Origin of the sequence: Nonomuraea zeae (assembly GCF_005889725.1) — a bacterium.
Taxonomy (GTDB): Bacteria; Actinomycetota; Actinomycetes; order Streptosporangiales; family Streptosporangiaceae; genus Nonomuraea; species Nonomuraea zeae.
In genome coordinates, this window is record NZ_VCKX01000081.1 from 26,479 (window position 1) to 43,742 (window position 17,264).

Genomic DNA, 17,264 nt, shown 5'->3' on the forward strand with positions numbered 1-17,264 from the left:
CCCGGGATACATCCTGCAATATCAGGCCCTAAGGGTGAGCTTCACCGATCCGACGGTGATGTACATGCCGACCGAGCCCTTCGCCTTGGGCTTGGTGGTGAAGGTGAACGTCGCCTTCTTGCCGCGCGGCAGCTCGCCGATCGAGCAGCGCACCGCCGTGCCGCTGAACGTGCACCCCGGCGCCCGCACGACCCGCTGGCCGCCGAACGCCCGCCCCGACAGCTTGACGTCCTTCACGGGGTGGGGGCCGACGTTGGAGATGGTGACCGTGTAGGTCTTCCTGCTCCTGGCCGCGCCCGAGACCTTGACCTCGGCGGGCGGGTTGGCCAGCGTCTTGAGCTGGGACTCCGAGCCGTTGAACGAGTTCTGGCCGCCGGCCAGCGGGCCCTTCTCCGCCGACTGCCAGAACGTGTGCTTCTTCCAGCTCTTCGGCAGCTCACCGGGCTCGCTGCCCCAGCGGGCCAGCCAGAGCGGGTTGGACCTGAACTTGTCGGAGTTCCCCGTGCAGGTCTGCCACCAGCTCGTGGTGGTGTAGATGATCGCGTGCCGGCCGGTGGCCGCCCGATACTTCTTGGTGAAGTCCTTGAGCCAGGTGACCATGTCCTTGGCGGACAGGCCGTAGCAGTTGTTCTTCCCGTTCTTGTCCTTGTACGGGTTGTCCTCGATATCGAGAACTCCGGGCAGCGTTTGGCCGTCGCTGATCCAGTTGCCGCCGTTCTGCAGGAAATAATCCGCCTGGGCTGTCCCATCGGATTCGTGCGGTTGCGCAAAGTGATAAGCACCCCGCACCAACCCCGCCGTCGCGGCACCGCCGAACTGGGCGTCGAAACTTGGATTGCGATAGTTCGTACCCTCGGTGGCCTGCACGAATGCGAACTTTCCACCACCCGAGGAGACGCTTTCCCAGTCGATCTCACCGGTCCAGTTGCTGACATCAACCCCGGGAACTCCGTCGGCCGCCTGGGCGACCCCACCCATCCCGACAACCGCAATTACCGCTACGAATAACAGACGTTTCACGCCGGAGATCATTGCGGAGTTTCACACAATGCCGCAAGTCCAGATATATCCACTGTTATCGAGGTGTCCAGCCGATAGACCGGCCCGAGCCCCAGCGGTCGCGCCCCCGCCACCCATTCCCGCCACCGCTCGTCGTCCACCTCGCCGTCGCAGTGGATCGCATGCCGCCTCCGCCGCTCGTAGCGGCGTCTGGCCAGCTCGGGCGGCACCTCGCACCAGACCTCCCGCACCGCGGCCGGGTCGCGGACGCCCGCCCGTTCGAGACCGGCCAGGACCACCGGCCGCAGCGGCGCCGGCCACGGGCTTTCCAGCACCGCGCCGCGCCCGGCGTTCGCGAGCAGCGTCCACAGGCTCTCCCCCGCCGCCGCGCCCAGCCGCCTGCTCCACTCCCGCTCGCCGACCCCTTCCGGCCTTTCCAGCATGTCGGCCAGCGTCTCCTTCAGGTCGTCCTTGCTGAAGACCGGCAGGCCGAGCGCCCGGCCCAGCGCCCGCGCGACCGTCGTCTTGCCGGAGCCCGGCAGCCCGTTCACCAACACGATCAGCTCGCCCACGCTCCGACATGTTTCCGCAACCCTGCGCGGTCCGGGCGGAAAACTTTTCCGATCCCCGAAAAACCGCACTTCAGAGCCCGGAAATCGGCCGTTCCCGAGCCGGCCGGCCGACGGCGTTTTCGCAGGTCAGCGCCGGTATATGTACGTAATGTTCGCGTTTGCCAAATCAGCATTCCGCTCCGCAAACTGGATCCGATCCTCAAACCGAGCCCCGACCAGGGGTTTCTTCGCCATGCCCGGAGGAGACCGAACATGATCCACACCCGGGGACTGACCCGAGTGTTCACCGTCAAGAAGGAGCGGGTCGAGGCCGTCCGCGGCATCGACCTGGACGTCGAGGCCGGCCAGCTCGTGGCCTTCCTGGGGCCGAACGGCGCTGGAAAGTCCACCACCCTCCGGATGCTCACCACCCTCCTGCCGCCGACCGCCGGCACCGCCACGGTGGCGGGCCGCGACGTGGCCGGCGACCCGGCAGGCGTACGCGCCCGCATCGGCTACGTCGGCCAGCGCAACAGCGCGGGCGAGAACTTCCGCGTCCGCGACGAGCTCGTCACCCAGGGCCGCTGCTACGGCCTCGACGGCAGGCAGGCCGGCACCAGGGCGGACGAGCTGCTCGACCTGCTCGACCTCCGGCCCCTCGCCAAGCGCAAGCCCGGCACCCTGTCCGGGGGCCAGCGCCGCCGCCTGGACATCGCGCTCGGCCTCATCCACCGCCCCGGCCTGCTCTTCCTCGACGAGCCCTCGACCGGCCTCGACCCGAAGAGCCGCGCGGAGATCTGGCAGCACATCCTGCGGCTGCGCGAGACGTACGGGACGACGCTGTTCCTGACCACGCACTACCTGGAGGAGGCCGACAGCATGGCCGAGCGCGTGGTGATCATCGACAACGGCCGGATCATCGCGGACGGCACCGCCGAGCAGCTCAAGAACGACCTCGCGGGCGACCACATCACCATCACGACCGCCACGGACCAGGAGGCGCGGGCCGCCGCCGAGCTCGCCGGCGCGACCGCCGAGGGCACGACCGTGCGCGTGCGCGTCCCCAACGCCGCCGCCGCGCTGCCCGACTACCTCAGAACCCTGGACGGCTCCGGCATCAAGGTCACCGCGGCCGAGACCACCCGTCCCACCCTCGACGACGTGTTCCTCACTCTTACCGGGAGAAGCCTCACCGATGACGACATTCCTGCGTGACACCACCACCGTCTTCTCCCGCGAGTTCGCGCCGGTCGTCCGCGAGCCCGCCGGGCTGCTGTTCGAGATGGGCCAGCCGCTGCTCTTCCTGTTCCTGTTCGGGTCGCTGCTGGACGGGGCGGTCGGGGCGTCGTGGCAGTGGTTCGTGCCGGGGATCCTAGTCATGATGTGCCTGACCGGCCCCATGGGCTCCGGATACACGCTGCTCGTGGAGCTGATCGGCGGCTCGATGGAGCGCCTGATGGTCACGCCGCTGAACCGGACGGCGATGCTGGTCGGCCGGACCATGAAGGAAATGATCATCCTGCTGGCGCAGGCGGTGCTGATCATCCTGCTGTCCATCCCGCTGGGCTTCGAGCTGCACGTGGCGGGCGTGCTGGCCGGGCTGGCCCAGCTGGTCGTCTTCGGCGTCGGGCTGGGCGCGTTCTCGTTCGTCCTGGCCATCAAGTCGGCGCCGGGCGGCACCCTGTTCTACATCGTCAGCCAGTCGATCATGTTCCCGCTGCTGCTGCTCTCCGGCGTCCTGCTGCCGCTGGAGACCGCCCCCGGCTGGCTGCGGGTGGTCGGCCAGGTCAATCCCGTCACCTACATCGTCGACGCCCAGCGCGCCCTGTTCTCCGGCGACCTCACCGCCCCCTCGGTCCTGTACGGCGCCGCGGCCGCCGTCGCGGTCGCCGCGGTGGGCCTGCACCTGGGCAACCGGGCGATGCGCAAGGGCGTCTGACTAAGCTGGCAGGCGTTCCGGGAGGGGGAGCCATGACCGAGCTGATCGCGACGAACACGGTCCCGTGGATCCCCGTGGCGCACCGCCTCGACCTGATGCTCTCCTCCGCCCTCCCGCCTGCCGGGCAGACGACGTCGGCGTTCGCGTTCGTCGCCGACCAGGCGGGCCGGATCCTCATGACGTGCGTGGACCGCGAGGGACGCGGCTGGGACATCCCCGGCGGCCATCTCGAACCCGGCGAGACGGCGCTCGACGCCGCGGTCCGCGAGCTCTACGAGGAGACCGGCCTGCGCCTGCCCCCGTCCGATCTGTCGGTCTTCGCCTGGGAGCGCATCGAGCTGCTGGAGCCGCCGCCGGACGACTACCGGTACGCGCCGCTGACGTACATGGCGATGTTCCGGGCCACCCTGCGCGCGCCGGGCGGCCCGGCCAGCCCGCCGACCGGCTCGGAGAGCACTCACGCCGGCTGGCTCACCCGCGAGGAGATCGAGCGCCGCTGCCCCGGCCGCACCTGGCTGGCGCTACTGGATCTCACGGGCCCGCTCTAGGTCCTCCGACCGGTACCACCGCTCGGGAATGCTCGCCAGCCTGGACGGATGCACCTGCGGTCCCAGTCCGTACAGCTTCTGGAAGCTCATGATCAGCGGCCGCCAGGCGTCCGGGTCGATCCGGTCGCTCGTGCCCTCCATGCGGATCTCGTCGTGCACGTACACCCGCTGCACCCGCACCTCGAACGACAGCACCCCGCCGTCACCGATCGGATGCACGGCCTCGACCACGGCCTCCATGCTCACCGGGCACTCGCCGACCCGCGGAGGCGTCACCGTCTCGGACGGCACGGCGCTCAACCCCGCCCGCCCGAACTTGTCCGCCACGAACCGGTAGCCACGCTCATGCTTGCGGTCGGGAACGGGATCGGACCCGGTGGTCAGCGCCAGCCGGTCGACGGCGTCGGCGAGGTCGTGTGAGGGCAGGTTCAGCACGCACTCGCGCGTCCGCAACAGGTTCTGGCTGGTCTTCGCCCGCGCGCCGAGCCCCAGGACCGCCCGCCATCCGAGCCAGAAGGCCGACGACATGGGTGCCAGGTTGGCCGTTCCGTCCTCGTTCGAGGTGGAGATCAGGACGACGGGGGTGCCGAAGTAGAGGATGTTCGGCTCGATACGGGTCTGCTTGTCAACGACAACGCTCATACGCACCACTTTCGCGCCCGGCCGCGCTCAGGCGCTGGCGGCGATCGGACGTCTCGTTGCCCGGCGGACGGCGCCGTCCGGCTCAGGCCCGATCCGCGGCGGGGCGGTCAGTAGTAGTGGCGCATCAGCTCGGTCGCCCAGGCGGGCTGCACCGTCTCGCCCTGGGGCCCGAACTCCGTCATGTACGGCTTGAGATCGAGCACCGGGCTGCCGTCGATGGCGTCCAGGCCGCGTACGCGCACGTCGAGCCCATCGACGGCGAGCAGGCGGCAGCGGGAGACGCCCAGCCGGTTCGGCCGGTTCTTGGCCCGCTGCGCGAAGATGCCCACCGCCGGCCAGTCCGGATTGCCGCGGGGGCGGCGGGCCGAGGTGTGCACCGACGCCGAGTCCACGAGGTGGAACTGGAAGACCACCTCCAGGTGGGAGAACTCGCTCAGGCCGGCGAGGGCGTCCGGGGCGAAGCGGGTCGCGTCGAGGCGGATCAGCGCCTCCTCGGTGTTCCAGTCGTCGTCGTACGCCTCCGTCCGCCCGCCGGCGACGACGCCCACCGGCTCCAAGGTGATGACGTTCGTGCTCATGGCTCTCCTCCACTGTCGATCGGCGACTGCTGACGACCGTAAGGGTGCGGCACCGTGACCGGATAAGTGACCATGACCGGTCTCCTTCCGGCCGGCCGCCAGCGGTTAGGTAAGGTCAGGGCATCATGATCGGGCGAACCGCCGAGATCGCCCTGCTGCGGGGGCTGATCGCCGAGTCGGGTGCCGGCCGGGGCAACGCCGTCGTCGTGTACGGCCAGGCCGGGATCGGCAAGTCGGCGCTGCTGGCCGAGGTCGCCGGTTCGGCCGGCGACGACCTGCTGGTGCTGCGGGTCACCGGGGGTCGAGGCCGAGGCGGAGCTGCCCTTCGCGGCGCTGCACCTGCTGCTGTGCCTCGTCGACGACGTGCAGTGGCTGGACCGGGCCTCGGTGGACGCGCTGGTGTTCGCGGCACGCAGGCTGGGCGCCGAGCGGATCACCATCGTCTTCGCCGCCCGCGACGACGGCGCCGTGCTGCCCGTCCGCGGCGTCCCCGAGCTGAGGATCACCGGGCTCGACCGGGCCGACTGCGCGCGGCTGCTGGACGAGGCGGCGGCCGACCTGGTGCCCGAGGTGCGCGAGCGGGTGATCGAGGAGGCCAGGACGCAGTTGCTGTACGGCGAGTGGCTCCGAAGAGCGCGCCGCCGACCCGACGCGGGAGTGCAGTTGCGCGCGGCGATGGGCCGCTTCGCCGCGATGGGCGCCGCGCCCTGGGCCGAGCGGGCCCGCACGGAGCTCGCCGCGACCGGTGCCACGAACCGGCAGATCGGCGCCCAGCTCTTCCTGAGCCCCCGGACGGTCGGCTTCCACCTGTACAAGGCCTATCCGAAGCTGGGCGTATCGTCGCGCGCCGGCCTGGCGGCCATCGACTTCGAGAACCGGCATCCCGCCGGCGGGGGTTGAACGGCACCATCCGCACGACGATGATCGAAACGGACCCGCCAGGCCCTCGCGACCTCGTCTGAAGGAGTGCCCATGAACCCCCGGCCGACGTCAGGGATCTCGGAGCCGGGCCAGGGCCAGGGCCAGGAGTCCGAGCGGCGCACGCAGTGGGTGACGATCTCCGTCGTCTATCTCGGCGGGGTCGTCGCGGCGATGAGCCTCGGCAAGTTCGCCTCGGTCGGGCCGGAGGTGGCGGACCGGCTCGGGCTGTCGCTGTCGCAGCTGGGCTGGATCATCTCGGCGGTCGTCGGCGTGGGGGCCGTCGTCGGCCTGCCCGCCGGCTATGTAATCCGCCGCGTCGGCACGGAGAGATCGCTGGTCGCCGGCCTGGCCCTGACCGCGGCGGCGAGCGCGGCGAGCGCGGCGGCGGGCGACTTCACCTGGTTGCTGACCCTGCGAGTCCTCGAAGGCATCGGCTACCTCCTGGTCATCATCGCCTGCCCGGCCCTGGTCCTCCGCCTCTCCGCCGAACGCGACCGCGGCCTGGCCCTGTCGATCTGGGCCACGTTCGTACCGGTGGGCCTCGGGGCGAGCACGCTGGCGGGCGGCGCGGCGGGCGCCGCTCTGGGGTGGCGCGGCTGGATCGGGCTCGTCGCCGGCCTGACGTTCGTGATGGCGCTGGTCGCCTGGGTGCGGCTGCCGCGTGGCCCGGCCCGGCAGGCGGCGGCCGGGGCCGTACCCCGGGCGCGGGCGCTGGCGTGGCCCGGGCTGCTCTCCGCGGCCTTCTGCCTGGCGGTGCTGGTGACGCTGCCGGTGGTCGTCCTCCTGCCCACGCTCCTCATCGAGCAGCACGGACGCTCGGCCGCCGCCGCGGGCGCCATGACCTCGGTGGTCTCGCTGCTGAGCGCGCTCGGCGGGCTGAGCGTGGGCGTGCTGCTCCGCCGTGGCGCGCCGCTCGGCGTCTTAGCCCTGTTCGGGCTCCTCACCGTGCCCGCGGCCTGGCTGATGTACGGCGGCGACGGCTCGCTGGCCGCCACCCTGGCCGGGGCGGGGGTCGTCTCTCTTGAGAACGGGTTCCTGGGTGCCCTCGTCTTCGCCGCCCTCCCCCTGGTGCTGGAGCGCCTCGACCAGGCCGACGTGGGCAACGGCGTGATCGCGCAGATGGGCAGCCTCGGCTCGCTGCTCGGCCCCCCGCTGTTCGGCCTGGTGGCCGGCGGGTCCGACTTCCAGACGCTCGTGCTCATCATCGCCGCCGGGATGCTCGCCGCCATCGGCCTGCTCCTCCTGGTCAGCCGCCGGGCCACCCGCCCCCGGCCGAGCGCCGCCGCCTGGACCAGCTGACCCCCACCCGTATATGTAGACTGCCTACGCCCTGAACGTGTAGCCTGTCTACGTATAGTGCGACGTCGTCGAGCCAGGAGGCGCATCCGTCATGAGCGAGGAGCAGCCCAGGGAATCCGTCTGGCCGGCGGTGCGGCTCGTCGTTCTGGTCGTCGCGGGCATGATCGTCGGCAATGTGCTCGTCACCCTGCTGATGACCCGGGACACGGGCCTGGGCCCCGACGAGGCACTCGCCTTCGGCGGAGGCGCGGCACTGGGCCTGCTGATCGAGTTCGCACTGTTCCGGCGGAAGAAGCGCTGAGGCGCGCCGATCCGGGCTGGCGATCTCGGACCGTACGATGTTCCCGGCCCTTCTTCGCTCGACGGCAGGATTTGCGGCAATGGCTCTTGAGATCATCCAACCCGAGGATCTGGACCGCCCGGAGACCTACAGCCACGTGATCGTCGCGAGCGGCAGCCGGCTGGTGTTCGTGGCCGGGCAGATGTCCGACGACCCCGCGGGCAACCTCGTCGCGCCCGGCGACCTCGCGGCCCAGGCCCGGCAGGTGTTCGCCAACCTCGGCCGCGCCCTCGCCGCCGCCGGCGCCCGCCCCGACCAGGTCACCAAGATCGGCATCTACGTCGTCGATCACCGCCGCGAATATCTGCCCGTCATCGAAGAGGCCAGGGTCGCGCTGTTCGGCGAGCACAAGCCCACCGACACGCTGCTCGGCGTGGAGCGGCTGGCCGCGCCCGGCTACCTGATCGAGGTGGACGCGATCGCGGTCGTCGACTGAGCCCCGGCCGCTCGCCCAGGCCGGTGAGACGTCAGATCTGGCCGCGCAGCCACTCCAGGCCCGATTCGGCGTGGGTGACGATGGTGAAGTGGCTGTCGCCGGCGCAGAGCCGCAGCTCGGCGGCCGGGCAGTGGGCCGCCAGCCACGATCCGTGGCCGGCGGGGATGATCCGGTCCTCGGTGCCGTGCAGGAGAAGGACCGGGACACCGATGGCACCGGGATCGCAGCCCCAGGGAAGGGTGTAGGAGACGTCGTCGTCGATCTGGCCGTAGGGGCCGGCGTCGAGCGCCGGCTGCCCGACCTTGCCCAGCCATCCCCACGGCCCCTCGAACACGGCCAGATCCGCCGGGGTGAACTCGCAGTCGTAGGTGAAACCCGACGCGTCCAGCGCCGCCCTGGCCACGCGGCCCGCCGCCGCCGTCCCCAGCGCGGCCACGCTCGACGGAACCATGCCCGTGAACCAGTCCAGCCCGTCGGCGCCGTACGGGGCGATGCCGGCCAGGCTCAGCACGGCCTGGACGCGGCCGCCCAGCACCGCGGCACATCCCAGGGCATAGGTCCCGCCGCCGGAGTACCCCACGACGGCGAAGCGATCGATGCCGAGCGCGTCCGCGACTTTCGCCGCGTCACCGGCGACCGACGACACGGTCCGCCCCGGGGCGACGCCGGAGCCGCCGTAGCCTGGCCGGTCGAACGACACCCAGCGCAGCCCCAGCCGGTCGGCCGCGGCGAAGAGCGGCTCGGGAGGCGCCCCGAGGTCCGGCGTGCCGTGATGCCACATGACGGGCAACCGCCCGCTCTCCGGGGCCGCGTCGTAGACGTGCAGCGTGCGGCCTCCGCTCACCGGGACGTCCAGCTCGATCATTTCGTCACCCTTCCTCTCACGGGAGCAGGCTGCACGGTCGTCGCTTCGGTGCAGAAGTTTGCCACCGCCGTCTGTCTTCGCCCAGAAGCAGCCCTGACGGCCTACACTCGGCCCGCATGCGACTGAAGACGATCTTCACGCTTCTGGCCGTCTACGCCGTCACGGCGGCGCCCGCGGTCCTGCTCGGCGAGTGGCGCGTAATCGTGCAGCCCGCCTCGGACGACGCGGTCGAGGTGTACTACGAGCTCGTGGAACCCGTGCTGGTCAGGTCGTACGAGGGGATCGAGCCCTTCAACCGGGCGCAGCAGATGGCGGAGGAGCGGGCCGCTGCGCATCCGGACGACCTCGCTCCCCCTTACATCGCGCACGGCGGCCCGTACCGGCTCGTCGCTCCCTACGTCACCGCGCGGGGACGTGAACTGGCCGCCCCGGCGCTCTCCGGTGAGTACTGGTCGGAGGGGAGCCGGATCACGTACTCGATCGTGCCGGAGGTGCGGGCGGTGGCGAACAGCCATGCGGCACTGCACAGGGTGATGGACGACGACGGGCCGATCCGCGAGCCCGCCGCCTTCGCCATGGGGATCGACGCGGAGCTCAACCGGGTCGTCCTGCGCACGAATGCCTTCGACCAGGGGCTGCGTCGCAGACTGGCCGGACGATACGGCGGGCTCATCACCGTCGAATGGAATCCGTTCGGGCAGCGTGCGGTCCTGCAGTGAGCAGGCGCCGGGTCCTGGACCCGGAGAGGGGCCGGGCGGCGCCCGCCCGGCCTGGCGGCTCCCTGCCGGATGCCCGGAGCGAGGAAACCTCCGCCACCAGGTCGGCGACCGCGTTCGGGTCATCGACCCGGCGGGTTCTTGGGCAGCAGCCGAGAAAGCGTTATGTGGGTGAACAGGCCGACAAATCCTGGGTTCGATGCCTTTGATCTACAGCACAAGGACGCTAGGGTCTCCCGACAAGGGCATAGCCGAAGGGGCGGTGGGTGCACGATGGCCGAAACGCGGGGAGTGCTCCTGCCCGCCTACGTGGTGGCGGACGAGTCGGCGTCGATGGGCCCCTACTACCAGGATCTGTCCGGAGGGCTGGCGGCGCTGTGCAACGGGTTACGCGCCGAGCCGATGATCGCGGCGAAGGTGCGGCTCGCGATCCTCGGGTTCTCCGACGACGTGCAGCTGCGGCAGGGGCTGAGCGACATGCGGATGGTCGAGAGGCTGCCGCAGCTCGCGGTCCGCGGCGCGACGAACTACGGCGCGGCCTTCGCCGACCTGTTGCAGCGCATTCCCCATGACGTGCAGATGCTCAAGAACGACGGCTACAAGGTGCACCGCCCGGTGGCGTTCTTCCTGAGCGACGGCCAGCCCACGGACGGCCGGCACTGGCACGACCCGCACCGGATGCTCGTCGACCGGAACACCCAGCCGTTCGCGCCCAACATCATCGCCTGCGGGATCGGGTCGGCGCGGGCCGACACGATGCTCCAGGTGGCGACCCGCCAGGAGTTCGCCTTCGTCGCGCTGCCCAGCGCCGACATCGGCCGGGCGATCGCGGAGTTCTTCCACGCGCTGACGGCGAGCCTGGTCGCGTCCGGCCGGGCCATGGCCGACGGCAACCCAACGCTCGTCGTGAACCGGCCGGAGCAGTTCCGGCTGGCGATCGACGAGGTCTGACGCCGACGCGAGCTCAGGAGGTCGGGTACGTGCAGCGCGTGCAACGACAGGCCGGCCACATCCAGCCGTGGCGACGAGTCGTCATCGACATCCCCGGCCCGGAGTTCGAGCCGGCGCCCCCGCGCCTGGTGGGCGGCACGTGCCCCGACTCCGAATGCGACGGGTGGTCCACCCCGGAGCTGACGCTCCGCTCGGCCTCCGTGCGCGGCGAGCGGCACCGCTACTACCGCCAGCCCCGCCAGGACGCCACCTGTGCCGTGCTGCACGAGGGCACGGGCACCGTGGTGTTCGCCGTGGCCGACGGGCTGTCCAGCGCCACCGCGGCGACGGTCGGCGCGGCCGAGTCCTGCCGATCGGCGGTCTGGGCCATCCACGCGCAGCTCGACGAGGGCGGCCCCGGCCACGATTTCCCGGCGGTCGTCTCGTACGTGGTGGAGACGCTGCGCCGGCAGGCGGCGGCGCTGCTGCAGCGGGAGGACCCGGACCTGGCACAGGTGGAGGAGCTGGTCGCGACCACTCTCGTGGCGGGCACGGCGCGCTCCGGGCCGGACGGCGTCGAGCTGGCCCTGTTCCGGGTCGGCGACTCGGGCGCCTGGGTGCTCGACCTGACCCGGCCGTGGTTCCATCCCCTGTTCGCGCCGAAGACCGAGGGAGACGTGGTCGCCAGCGCGGTCTTCGCCCTCCCCAGGGTGCCGAGGAAGCTGGAGCAGTGGTTCGGGAAGCTGGTGCCCGGCCAGGCCCTGCTGGTGGGGACCGACGGATTCGGCGATCCGCTCGGCGACGGCGGGGGCCAGGTGGGCGCGTTGTTCGCCGAGCACCTGGCCGTGCCGCCGTCCCCCATGTGGCTGGCCCACCTGCTCGACTTCTCCCGGGAGACGTTCGACGACGACCGCACCCTGCTGGCGCTCTGGCCCCGGAGCGAGGGCCGATGAGCCGTACGGACCGCGCCACGCTCAGCCTCGGACGACGCCTCGGCCAAGGCGGCCAGGGGACGGTCCACGAAGTGCTCGACCGCAAGATCAACCGCCAGTGGGACGTCGCCTACAAGGAGTACGATCCGGACGTCCTGCAGCGGCTCGACGTCACGGCCCTCACCGCGATGACGGACCTGATCGGCCGGCTCCAGGGATGGGACGCCGCCTGGTTGTGCGACAAGACGGCCTGGCCCGCCGGGCTCGTGGAGGCGGACGGCGCCGTCACCGGTTTCCTGATGCGGGCCGTGCCCCACAGGTTCTCCTTCGACCTGCGGACGCTGTCGGGCACCGTGCGCAAACTGACGACGATGGAGTTCCTGCTCAACGACGACGCGTACGTCGGCCAGATCGGCCTGCGGGTCAGCGAGCGCGACCGCCTGCTGCTGCTGGCCGACCTGGCCGACACGCTCGCCCGGCTGCACTCGATGGACATCGTCGTGGGCGACCTGTCGCCCAAGAACCTGCTGTTCTCCACCGAGGGCTCGCCGGAGTGCTTCCTCATCGACTGCGACGCGATGCGGCTGGGCGGGACGGAGGCGTTACCGCAGGTGGAGACGCCTGACTGGCAGATCCCCTCCGACGAGCAGAAGGGCACGCCGCAGAGCGACGCCTACAAGTTCGCGCTGCTGACCGTCCGCGTCTTCGCCCGCGACCAGTCCGCCACGGACCTCGGCCGGCTGGCCGCCGTCAGCCCCGCGCTGGCCGATCTCGCGTCGGCGGGGCTGCACCAGCCCCCGTCCCAGCGGCCCGCTCCCGCGCAGTGGGCCACGCTGTTGAGGCAGACCGCGCTGTCGGCCTCCACCGCCCCGACCACCGTGGCACCACCGCCGCTCCCTCCTCCCGGCCCTCCCGGTCCTCCTGGCGTTCCCGGCTCCTTCCCCCAGATACCGCCGCAGACCAGCGGCAGCCCTTTCCCGGCCAAGGTCATCGGCCTCGGCGTCGGCGCGGGAGTGCTCGCCCTGGTGCTGGCCGTGGTGGGCGTGAACGCCGCCGTCAAGAGCGTGAGCTCGAACGCGCCGTCCTCCGGCGCCTCGTTCACCCTCGCCGAGCCCTCCTACACCTACTCCCCCTCCCCGGAGCCTTCGGAATCCGCGTCCGAGGAGCCGACGCAGGAGCCGAGCGACGAGCCCACCGAAGAGCCGTTCAGCATCGCCGACCTCGACAGCTCGGCCACCGACCCGACCCCGCTGACGCCGACGGCCCTGCTGCCGGAGTCCTTCACCACCGCCAAGGGCGTGCGCTACAACCTCAAGGCGAGCGGCGTAGGCAAGTGCCCGGATTCGTACCACGACAGCAATGTCCGCAGCGCTCTGCGCAAGGCACGCTGCACCAAGATGATCAAAGGCGCCTACGTCAACCCGAACGCCCCGGCGAACCGGCGGATCATGGTGTCCGTCTGGGTCGTCCCGCTGAAGAACGCGGACCGGGCCGACACCGCGTACTCAAGGCTCGACACCGCCTACGCGGACGACTGGGGCATCGTGTGCCCCAGGAAGGGCCCGGGGGCCGGGCTCTGCGACTCGGGCAGCTGGAACCGTGCGCAGACGTGGGGGTGGATCGGCTCCACGCACCGGTACCTGCTGCACACCATGGCCATCTACACCAACCGCGCCTCATCCACCAGCGTGCGGCCGTGGCTCAAGGACGCGTCCAAGGCGGCGTTCAACGCGGCCGGGCCCATGGTCTACCACGACAACTGACCTGCGGTCCCGGCGCCGCCCCGCGCTAGAACAATTCCCGGAGCACGTCGTCCACAGGGGAGGCGCTCACCCCGAGGATCTTCTCCGTTTCGGTGAAGTCGACGACGAACGGGTGGCCGGGCTTGGTGAGCACTTCGTGCAGCTCCGCCCAGAACGGCTCGGTGAACGCGAGCAGGGTCAGGTCGCGTTCGGTCATCTCCTCCAGCCGCGGTTCCGGCGCCCCCGCGAGCCGGGCGAGCCGCCCGGCCAGCTCCCGTACCGACAACGTCGCGGTGGGCACGTGCCAGGCCCTGCCGTACGCCTGCTCGTCGCGGCTCGCGGCGACCAGCGTGCGTGCGGCGTCGCCGATCGCCGAGTAGCTGTGCGGCACGTCGAGCTCCTGCGGCACCAGGGCGAGCCGGCCGGCCAGCACCTGCCCCTGCACCATGAGGCTGAAGACCGAGTAGGCGCCGGCGCCGTAGAACTGGCCGGCCCGCACCTCGGTCACCTTCGCCCCCGAGGCGGCGGCCTCCTCCCACACCCGCGCCCTGGTCCGGCCCTTGGGCCCGGTCGCGGTCAGCGGGAAGTCCGGCCGCAGCGGCCCGTCGACCGGCCCGTAGGCGTACAGGTTGCCGAGCATGACGTAGGCGACGCCGGTCCGCTCCACCGCCGTGAGCAGCGACGCCGACAGGATCGGGAACTGCTCGGGCCAGGCGTGGTACGCCGGTGCCGCGGTGGTGAACAGCGTGTCCGCCCCCTCGGTCAGCTCGGTGAGCCGATCGGTGTCGGTCGCGTCCGCGGCGACCCGGTCGATGAGCGGGTGCTCGGGCCCGCCGCCGGTACGGCTGATCATGCGGACCCGCTCGCCGTCCTCGGCGAGCAGCAGAGCGGTCTTCGTCGCGGTGGCCCCGCGACCCACGATGACATGAGATTTCATGCTGACAACGGTGTCGTTCTCTGGCCTCGTGAGATAGTGGCCAGAATGCCAACTATCCGGAGGATCTGGCCATGCATCGCATCGCCGCGGTCGTCGTACCCCCAGTGCTGAGCTTCGACGTCTCGATCCCGCTCATGGTGTTCAACAGCGTCCCGCACTATGACGTGCGCATCTGCACGGCGCGGCCGGGCCCGGTGCCGACCGTGGGCGGGCCGGACGTCGTGGTGACGAACGGCCTGGACGCGGTGGAGTGGGCCGACACCGTGATCGCGGTCGGCAGCGGCGGCGAGCAGGCTCCCCAGGAGGTCCTCGACGCCCTGCGGAAAGCCGCGGCCCGCGGCGCGCGGATCGCCTCGCTGTGCACGGGGGCCTTCGTGCTGGCGCAGGCCGGCCTGCTCGACGGACGCCGCGCCACCACGCACTGGGGGCTGGCCGGCGACCTCGCCGCCCGGTTCCCGTCCGTCAATGTCCGGCCCGACGTCCTCTTCGTCGAGGACGGCGGCATCTTCACCTCGGCGGGCGCCGCCGCCGCCATCGACCTGTGCCTGCACCTGATCAGGCTCGACTACGGCGCCGCGGCGGCCAACGCGGCCGCGCGGCTCGCGGTCGTCGCCCCCGTACGGCCGGGCGGCCAGGCCCAGTTCATCGAGACCCCGCTGCCGCCCGAGCGCGGCACCTCGCTCGCCCCCACCCGCGCCTGGGCGCTGGAGCGGCTCGACCGCCCGCTCACCCTGGCCGACCTGGCCGGGCATGCCAGGACGAGCGTGCGCACCCTCACCCGGCGCTTCCACGCCGAGACCGGGCTGAGCCCGCTCCAATGGCTGCTGCACCGGCGCGTCGACCGGGCCAGGGAGCTGCTGGAGACCACCGCTCTGCCCATGGACCAGGTGGCGGAGAAGAGCGGCCTGGGCAGCGCCGACTCTCTCCGCAAGCATCTGGCCGGCCGGGTCGGCCTGACTCCCACGGCCTATCGCGCGAGCTTCAACCGGGCGCCCTCCGACGCCTCCCGCTGAGACCGGCGGCAGGCCCGGCGCGCCTGCCACGGGGCGCCGAGCCTGCCGGGCGTGCGGTCCCGGCCGGGCGTGCGGTCCCGGCCGGGTCCGGCGCTCAGGTGAGCTGGATGTAGTCCAGCTCGGCGTAGCCGGTCCCGCCGGCGAAGAACGGCGAGCCCTTGGCCAGGCGGATCACGTTGTAGCCGGCTCTGAGGGTGACGCTGGTGCTGACGGTGGCGCCGAACTGGCCCCACCCGGCGGTCGGCGGGTAGCTCACCGTGCTCCAGGCCCCGCCGTTGTAGGCCAGGCCCTGGGTGGCAGTGGCGCCAGTGCCGTTGGCGTAGCCGATGGTCATCGTGTACGCGCGGGCCGCCGGCACGTTGACCACGAAGTCGACGTAGCTGTCGGTGCGCGGCGTGCCGGAGTTGTCGATGCGGCCGACGTAGCCGCCGCCGGACGCGCCGGCGGCGGTCAGCCGCTCGGCGCGGAACGGCGCGGCGTTCTCGGCCTCGTAGCGCTGCTGGTAGGACGGCACGCCGCTGGCCGGCTCGACGACGAGCTGGTACGCGCTGGTGGCGACCATGTTCGGCACGGAGACGCTGAGCTGGCCGTTGCTGACCGTCCTGGTGGTGCTGGACACCGCGGCCGGCGCGGTCACGGCGGTGAAGCGGCCGCTGGAGGGGCTGGACAGCAGCGTGACGCGCACGCTGGAGCCGAGCGCGCCGAGACCGGTGAGGTTGACGGTGTTGGTGCCCGCCTCGTTGCCGAACACCACGTTGACGATCTTGCGGGTGCCGTCGTAGGCGGCGAAGCCGTCCAGGCCGGTCGTCGTGGTGGTGGCGGTGGTGACCATGCTGCCGGCCATGTCGCCGTACCACTTGTACAGCCACCAGGTGCCGGTCGGCTGGTTGTTGTTGACGACCAGGCCGTTCATGGTGCCGTACTCGTACCAGAACGCGCGGTGGGCGGACTCGACGCCGGCGCGCTCCAGCTTGGCGACGTAGCTGGCGATGCGGCCGGGCACGTCGACCTCGGCGGGGGCGGCGTACTCGTTGATGGAGATGCGCCGCGGGCTGATGCCGAGCGAGGACTCCAGGTTGCGGTAGTCGGCGATGTCGGTGGCGATCCTGGTGGGGTTGGTCAGCTCGTGCCAGCAGATGATGTCGGGCAGCGTGCCGGTGTCCCTGGCGCGGGTGAGGAACGACTGCATCCAGGAGCGGTCGTAGACGGCCGTGCTGGGGCCGACGATCGGGGTCTGCGCGTCGAGGGCGCGCACGGCGCGGTGGGTACGCACCCAGCCGTCGTTGAAGTTGCCCGCGGCGGAGGTGTTCCAGGTGTAGTCGGGCTCGTTCCAGAGCTCCCAGCCGATCACGTTGGTGACCGTGCTGGCCGACAACCTGGCGTTGACCATGGTGTTCACCTTGGCCAGCCAGTCGTCCCAGCTCACCCACCGGTACGGGAAGTCGGGATAGATGTCCGGCATCCGGATGAACTGGCCAGCGCCGACCCTGGTGGCCTGGGGGGCGACCAGCAGGGAGTCGCCGCCGGGCGGCTGGCCGTTGGGCCGCTGGCCGACGCCGGGGGCGGGCTGGGTCAGCGAGTTCACCTTGATGGGCAGCAGGGTGGAGTCGGCGGGCCGGGAGTTCTCCGCCAGGCCGTACAGGCCGCCCGAGGCGGCGTGGGTGACCGGCCGGAACGGCTGGGCGACGTTGACGGTGAGGGTGGCCCCCGCCGCGGCGGCGGGGGACGCGGAGATCAGGACGGTGGCGGCGGCGGTGGTCAGAGCGCAGGCAAGGGCTCGTAAGCGTAAGGACACGTCGCTCTCCTAGAGGGGGTGGGGGGTGGACGCGGGCAGCCAGACGCGCATGCCCGAGGGACCTGTCTCTTATACACCTCT

19 protein-coding genes and 1 pseudogene are annotated in these 17,264 nt (G+C 71.4%); 13 read left to right on the forward strand and 7 right to left on the reverse strand.

The genetic code is table 11. The features are described 5' to 3' along the window. Nucleotides 1-21 precede the first annotated feature (21 nt). Both ETD85_RS25370 and ETD85_RS25375 read right to left on the reverse strand, forming a co-directional pair. Nucleotides 22-978, reverse strand: a complete 957-nt coding sequence (locus ETD85_RS25370) for a GH25 family lysozyme (RefSeq protein ID WP_170246833.1) — start codon at nucleotides 976-978, stop codon at nucleotides 22-24. 50 nt (nucleotides 979-1,028) lie between these two features. Continuing rightward, on the reverse strand, nucleotides 1,029-1,571 hold the full coding sequence (locus ETD85_RS25375) for a P-loop nucleotide/nucleoside kinase family protein (RefSeq protein WP_206058566.1): 543 nt from the start codon (nucleotides 1,569-1,571) through the stop codon (nucleotides 1,029-1,031). 252 nt (nucleotides 1,572-1,823) lie between these two features. Here ETD85_RS25375 and ETD85_RS25380 point away from each other — a divergent pair, with 252 nt between their 5' ends. Genes ETD85_RS25380 through ETD85_RS25390 form a run of 3 tightly spaced genes read left to right on the forward strand, consistent with a single transcriptional unit; the run spans nucleotide 1,824 to nucleotide 4,037 of the window. Further along, nucleotides 1,824-2,765, forward strand: coding sequence for an ATP-binding cassette domain-containing protein (locus ETD85_RS25380; RefSeq protein WP_138692284.1), 942 nt, complete (start codon nucleotides 1,824-1,826; stop codon nucleotides 2,763-2,765). Further along, a complete protein-coding gene (locus ETD85_RS25385; RefSeq protein WP_138692285.1) occupies nucleotides 2,746-3,489 on the forward strand; it encodes an ABC transporter permease in 744 nt (247 codons plus the stop codon). The genes ETD85_RS25380 and ETD85_RS25385 overlap by 20 nt, the downstream gene beginning before the upstream one ends. A 32-nt stretch (nucleotides 3,490-3,521) precedes the next feature. Then, nucleotides 3,522-4,037: an NUDIX hydrolase gene (locus ETD85_RS25390; RefSeq protein ID WP_138692286.1), complete on the forward strand. Its 516-nt coding sequence runs from the start codon at nucleotides 3,522-3,524 to the stop codon at nucleotides 4,035-4,037. Here ETD85_RS25390 and ETD85_RS25395 read toward each other — a convergent pair. Beyond that, a complete protein-coding gene (locus ETD85_RS25395) occupies nucleotides 4,011-4,679 on the reverse strand; it encodes a flavin reductase family protein (RefSeq protein ID WP_138692287.1) in 669 nt (222 codons plus the stop codon). The two genes, ETD85_RS25390 and ETD85_RS25395, sit on opposite strands and share 27 nt — an antisense overlap. A gap of 107 nt (nucleotides 4,680-4,786) precedes the next feature. Next, complete coding sequence (locus ETD85_RS25400; RefSeq protein WP_138692288.1) at nucleotides 4,787-5,257, reverse strand: SAM-dependent methyltransferase; 471 nt, start codon at nucleotides 5,255-5,257, stop codon at nucleotides 4,787-4,789. A 125-nt stretch (nucleotides 5,258-5,382) separates the two neighbouring features. Here ETD85_RS25400 and ETD85_RS65920 point away from each other — a divergent pair. From ETD85_RS65920 to ETD85_RS25425, 5 genes and pseudogenes are all read left to right on the forward strand, one after another. Continuing rightward, nucleotides 5,383-5,493: pseudogene (locus ETD85_RS65920) on the forward strand (ATP-binding protein); the annotation flags it as partial. A gap of 457 nt (nucleotides 5,494-5,950) precedes the next feature. Further along, complete coding sequence (locus ETD85_RS25410; RefSeq protein WP_240779408.1) at nucleotides 5,951-6,157, forward strand: response regulator transcription factor; 207 nt, start codon at nucleotides 5,951-5,953, stop codon at nucleotides 6,155-6,157. Nucleotides 6,158-6,229: 72 nt separating this feature from the next. Beyond that, nucleotides 6,230-7,477, forward strand: a complete 1,248-nt coding sequence (locus ETD85_RS25415) for an MFS transporter (RefSeq protein ID WP_138692289.1) — start codon at nucleotides 6,230-6,232, stop codon at nucleotides 7,475-7,477. Between the two features lie 91 nt (nucleotides 7,478-7,568). After that, the gene (locus tag ETD85_RS25420; RefSeq protein ID WP_138692290.1) at nucleotides 7,569-7,778 is read left to right on the forward strand and encodes a hypothetical protein; all 210 of its coding nucleotides are present in this window, start codon (nucleotides 7,569-7,571) and stop codon (nucleotides 7,776-7,778) included. 79 nt (nucleotides 7,779-7,857) lie between these two features. Continuing rightward, nucleotides 7,858-8,253 (forward strand): RidA family protein, encoded by a 396-nt coding sequence (locus ETD85_RS25425; RefSeq protein ID WP_138692291.1) that lies wholly within the window; start codon nucleotides 7,858-7,860, stop codon nucleotides 8,251-8,253. A gap of 31 nt (nucleotides 8,254-8,284) precedes the next feature. On the opposite strand, the gene ETD85_RS25430 is transcribed toward ETD85_RS25425, so the two are convergent. Further along, on the reverse strand, nucleotides 8,285-9,118 hold the full coding sequence (locus tag ETD85_RS25430) for an alpha/beta fold hydrolase (protein WP_138692292.1): 834 nt from the start codon (nucleotides 9,116-9,118) through the stop codon (nucleotides 8,285-8,287). A 116-nt stretch (nucleotides 9,119-9,234) separates the two neighbouring features. Between ETD85_RS25430 and ETD85_RS25435 the strand changes: the two genes are divergently transcribed. From ETD85_RS25435 to ETD85_RS25450, 4 genes are all read left to right on the forward strand, one after another. Next, nucleotides 9,235-9,837: a hypothetical protein gene (locus ETD85_RS25435; RefSeq protein WP_138692293.1), complete on the forward strand. Its 603-nt coding sequence runs from the start codon at nucleotides 9,235-9,237 to the stop codon at nucleotides 9,835-9,837. 270 nt (nucleotides 9,838-10,107) lie between these two features. Next, nucleotides 10,108-10,785, forward strand: coding sequence for a vWA domain-containing protein (locus tag ETD85_RS25440; RefSeq protein ID WP_138692294.1), 678 nt, complete (start codon nucleotides 10,108-10,110; stop codon nucleotides 10,783-10,785). A 29-nt stretch (nucleotides 10,786-10,814) separates the two neighbouring features. Beyond that, on the forward strand, nucleotides 10,815-11,717 hold the full coding sequence (locus ETD85_RS25445) for a protein phosphatase 2C domain-containing protein (RefSeq protein WP_170246834.1): 903 nt from the start codon (nucleotides 10,815-10,817) through the stop codon (nucleotides 11,715-11,717). After that, entirely contained in the window at nucleotides 11,714-13,459 is a 1,746-nt protein-coding gene (locus ETD85_RS25450) for an atrophin-1 family protein (protein ID WP_138692296.1), read from the forward strand. Before ETD85_RS25445 ends, ETD85_RS25450 begins: the two co-directional genes overlap by 4 nt. Before the next feature lie 25 nt (nucleotides 13,460-13,484). On the opposite strand, the gene ETD85_RS25455 is transcribed toward ETD85_RS25450, so the two are convergent. Then, on the reverse strand, nucleotides 13,485-14,375 hold the full coding sequence (locus tag ETD85_RS25455; RefSeq protein WP_138692297.1) for a Rossmann-fold NAD(P)-binding domain-containing protein: 891 nt from the start codon (nucleotides 14,373-14,375) through the stop codon (nucleotides 13,485-13,487). Between the two features lie 71 nt (nucleotides 14,376-14,446). Here ETD85_RS25455 and ETD85_RS25460 point away from each other — a divergent pair, with 71 nt between their 5' ends. Next, nucleotides 14,447-15,388 (forward strand): GlxA family transcriptional regulator, encoded by a 942-nt coding sequence (locus tag ETD85_RS25460; RefSeq protein ID WP_138692298.1) that lies wholly within the window; start codon nucleotides 14,447-14,449, stop codon nucleotides 15,386-15,388. A gap of 94 nt (nucleotides 15,389-15,482) precedes the next feature. On the opposite strand, the gene ETD85_RS25465 is transcribed toward ETD85_RS25460, so the two are convergent. Then, complete coding sequence (locus ETD85_RS25465; RefSeq protein ID WP_206058567.1) at nucleotides 15,483-17,183, reverse strand: carbohydrate-binding protein; 1,701 nt, start codon at nucleotides 17,181-17,183, stop codon at nucleotides 15,483-15,485. Between the last annotated feature and the right edge of the window lie 81 nt (nucleotides 17,184-17,264).

Bases quoted from the DNA above. Each gene is read 5' to 3' on its own strand.
- ETD85_RS25380 (WP_138692284.1), top strand. From the start codon at position 1,824: ATGATCCACACCCGGGGACTGACCCGAGTGTTCACCGTCAAGAAGGAG.
- ETD85_RS25440 (WP_138692294.1), top strand. From the start codon at position 10,108: ATGGCCGAAACGCGGGGAGTGCTCCTGCCCGCCTACGTGGTGGCGGAC.
- ETD85_RS25455 (WP_138692297.1), bottom strand. From the start codon at position 14,375: ATGAAATCTCATGTCATCGTGGGTCGCGGGGCCACCGCGACGAAGACC.
- ETD85_RS25395 (WP_138692287.1), bottom strand. From the start codon at position 4,679: ATGAGCGTTGTCGTTGACAAGCAGACCCGTATCGAGCCGAACATCCTC.
- ETD85_RS25460 (WP_138692298.1), top strand. From the start codon at position 14,447: ATGCATCGCATCGCCGCGGTCGTCGTACCCCCAGTGCTGAGCTTCGAC.
- ETD85_RS25420 (WP_138692290.1), top strand. From the start codon at position 7,569: ATGAGCGAGGAGCAGCCCAGGGAATCCGTCTGGCCGGCGGTGCGGCTC.
- ETD85_RS25435 (WP_138692293.1), top strand. From the start codon at position 9,235: ATGCGACTGAAGACGATCTTCACGCTTCTGGCCGTCTACGCCGTCACG.
- ETD85_RS25370 (WP_170246833.1), bottom strand. From the start codon at position 978: ATGGGTGGGGTCGCCCAGGCGGCCGACGGAGTTCCCGGGGTTGATGTC.
- ETD85_RS25390 (WP_138692286.1), top strand. From the start codon at position 3,522: ATGACCGAGCTGATCGCGACGAACACGGTCCCGTGGATCCCCGTGGCG.
- ETD85_RS25415 (WP_138692289.1), top strand. From the start codon at position 6,230: ATGAACCCCCGGCCGACGTCAGGGATCTCGGAGCCGGGCCAGGGCCAG.
- ETD85_RS25400 (WP_138692288.1), bottom strand. From the start codon at position 5,257: ATGAGCACGAACGTCATCACCTTGGAGCCGGTGGGCGTCGTCGCCGGC.
- ETD85_RS25385 (WP_138692285.1), top strand. From the start codon at position 2,746: ATGACGACATTCCTGCGTGACACCACCACCGTCTTCTCCCGCGAGTTC.
- ETD85_RS25425 (WP_138692291.1), top strand. From the start codon at position 7,858: ATGGCTCTTGAGATCATCCAACCCGAGGATCTGGACCGCCCGGAGACC.
- ETD85_RS25410 (WP_240779408.1), top strand. From the start codon at position 5,951: ATGGGCGCCGCGCCCTGGGCCGAGCGGGCCCGCACGGAGCTCGCCGCG.
- ETD85_RS25430 (WP_138692292.1), bottom strand. From the start codon at position 9,118: ATGATCGAGCTGGACGTCCCGGTGAGCGGAGGCCGCACGCTGCACGTC.
- ETD85_RS25450 (WP_138692296.1), top strand. From the start codon at position 11,714: ATGAGCCGTACGGACCGCGCCACGCTCAGCCTCGGACGACGCCTCGGC.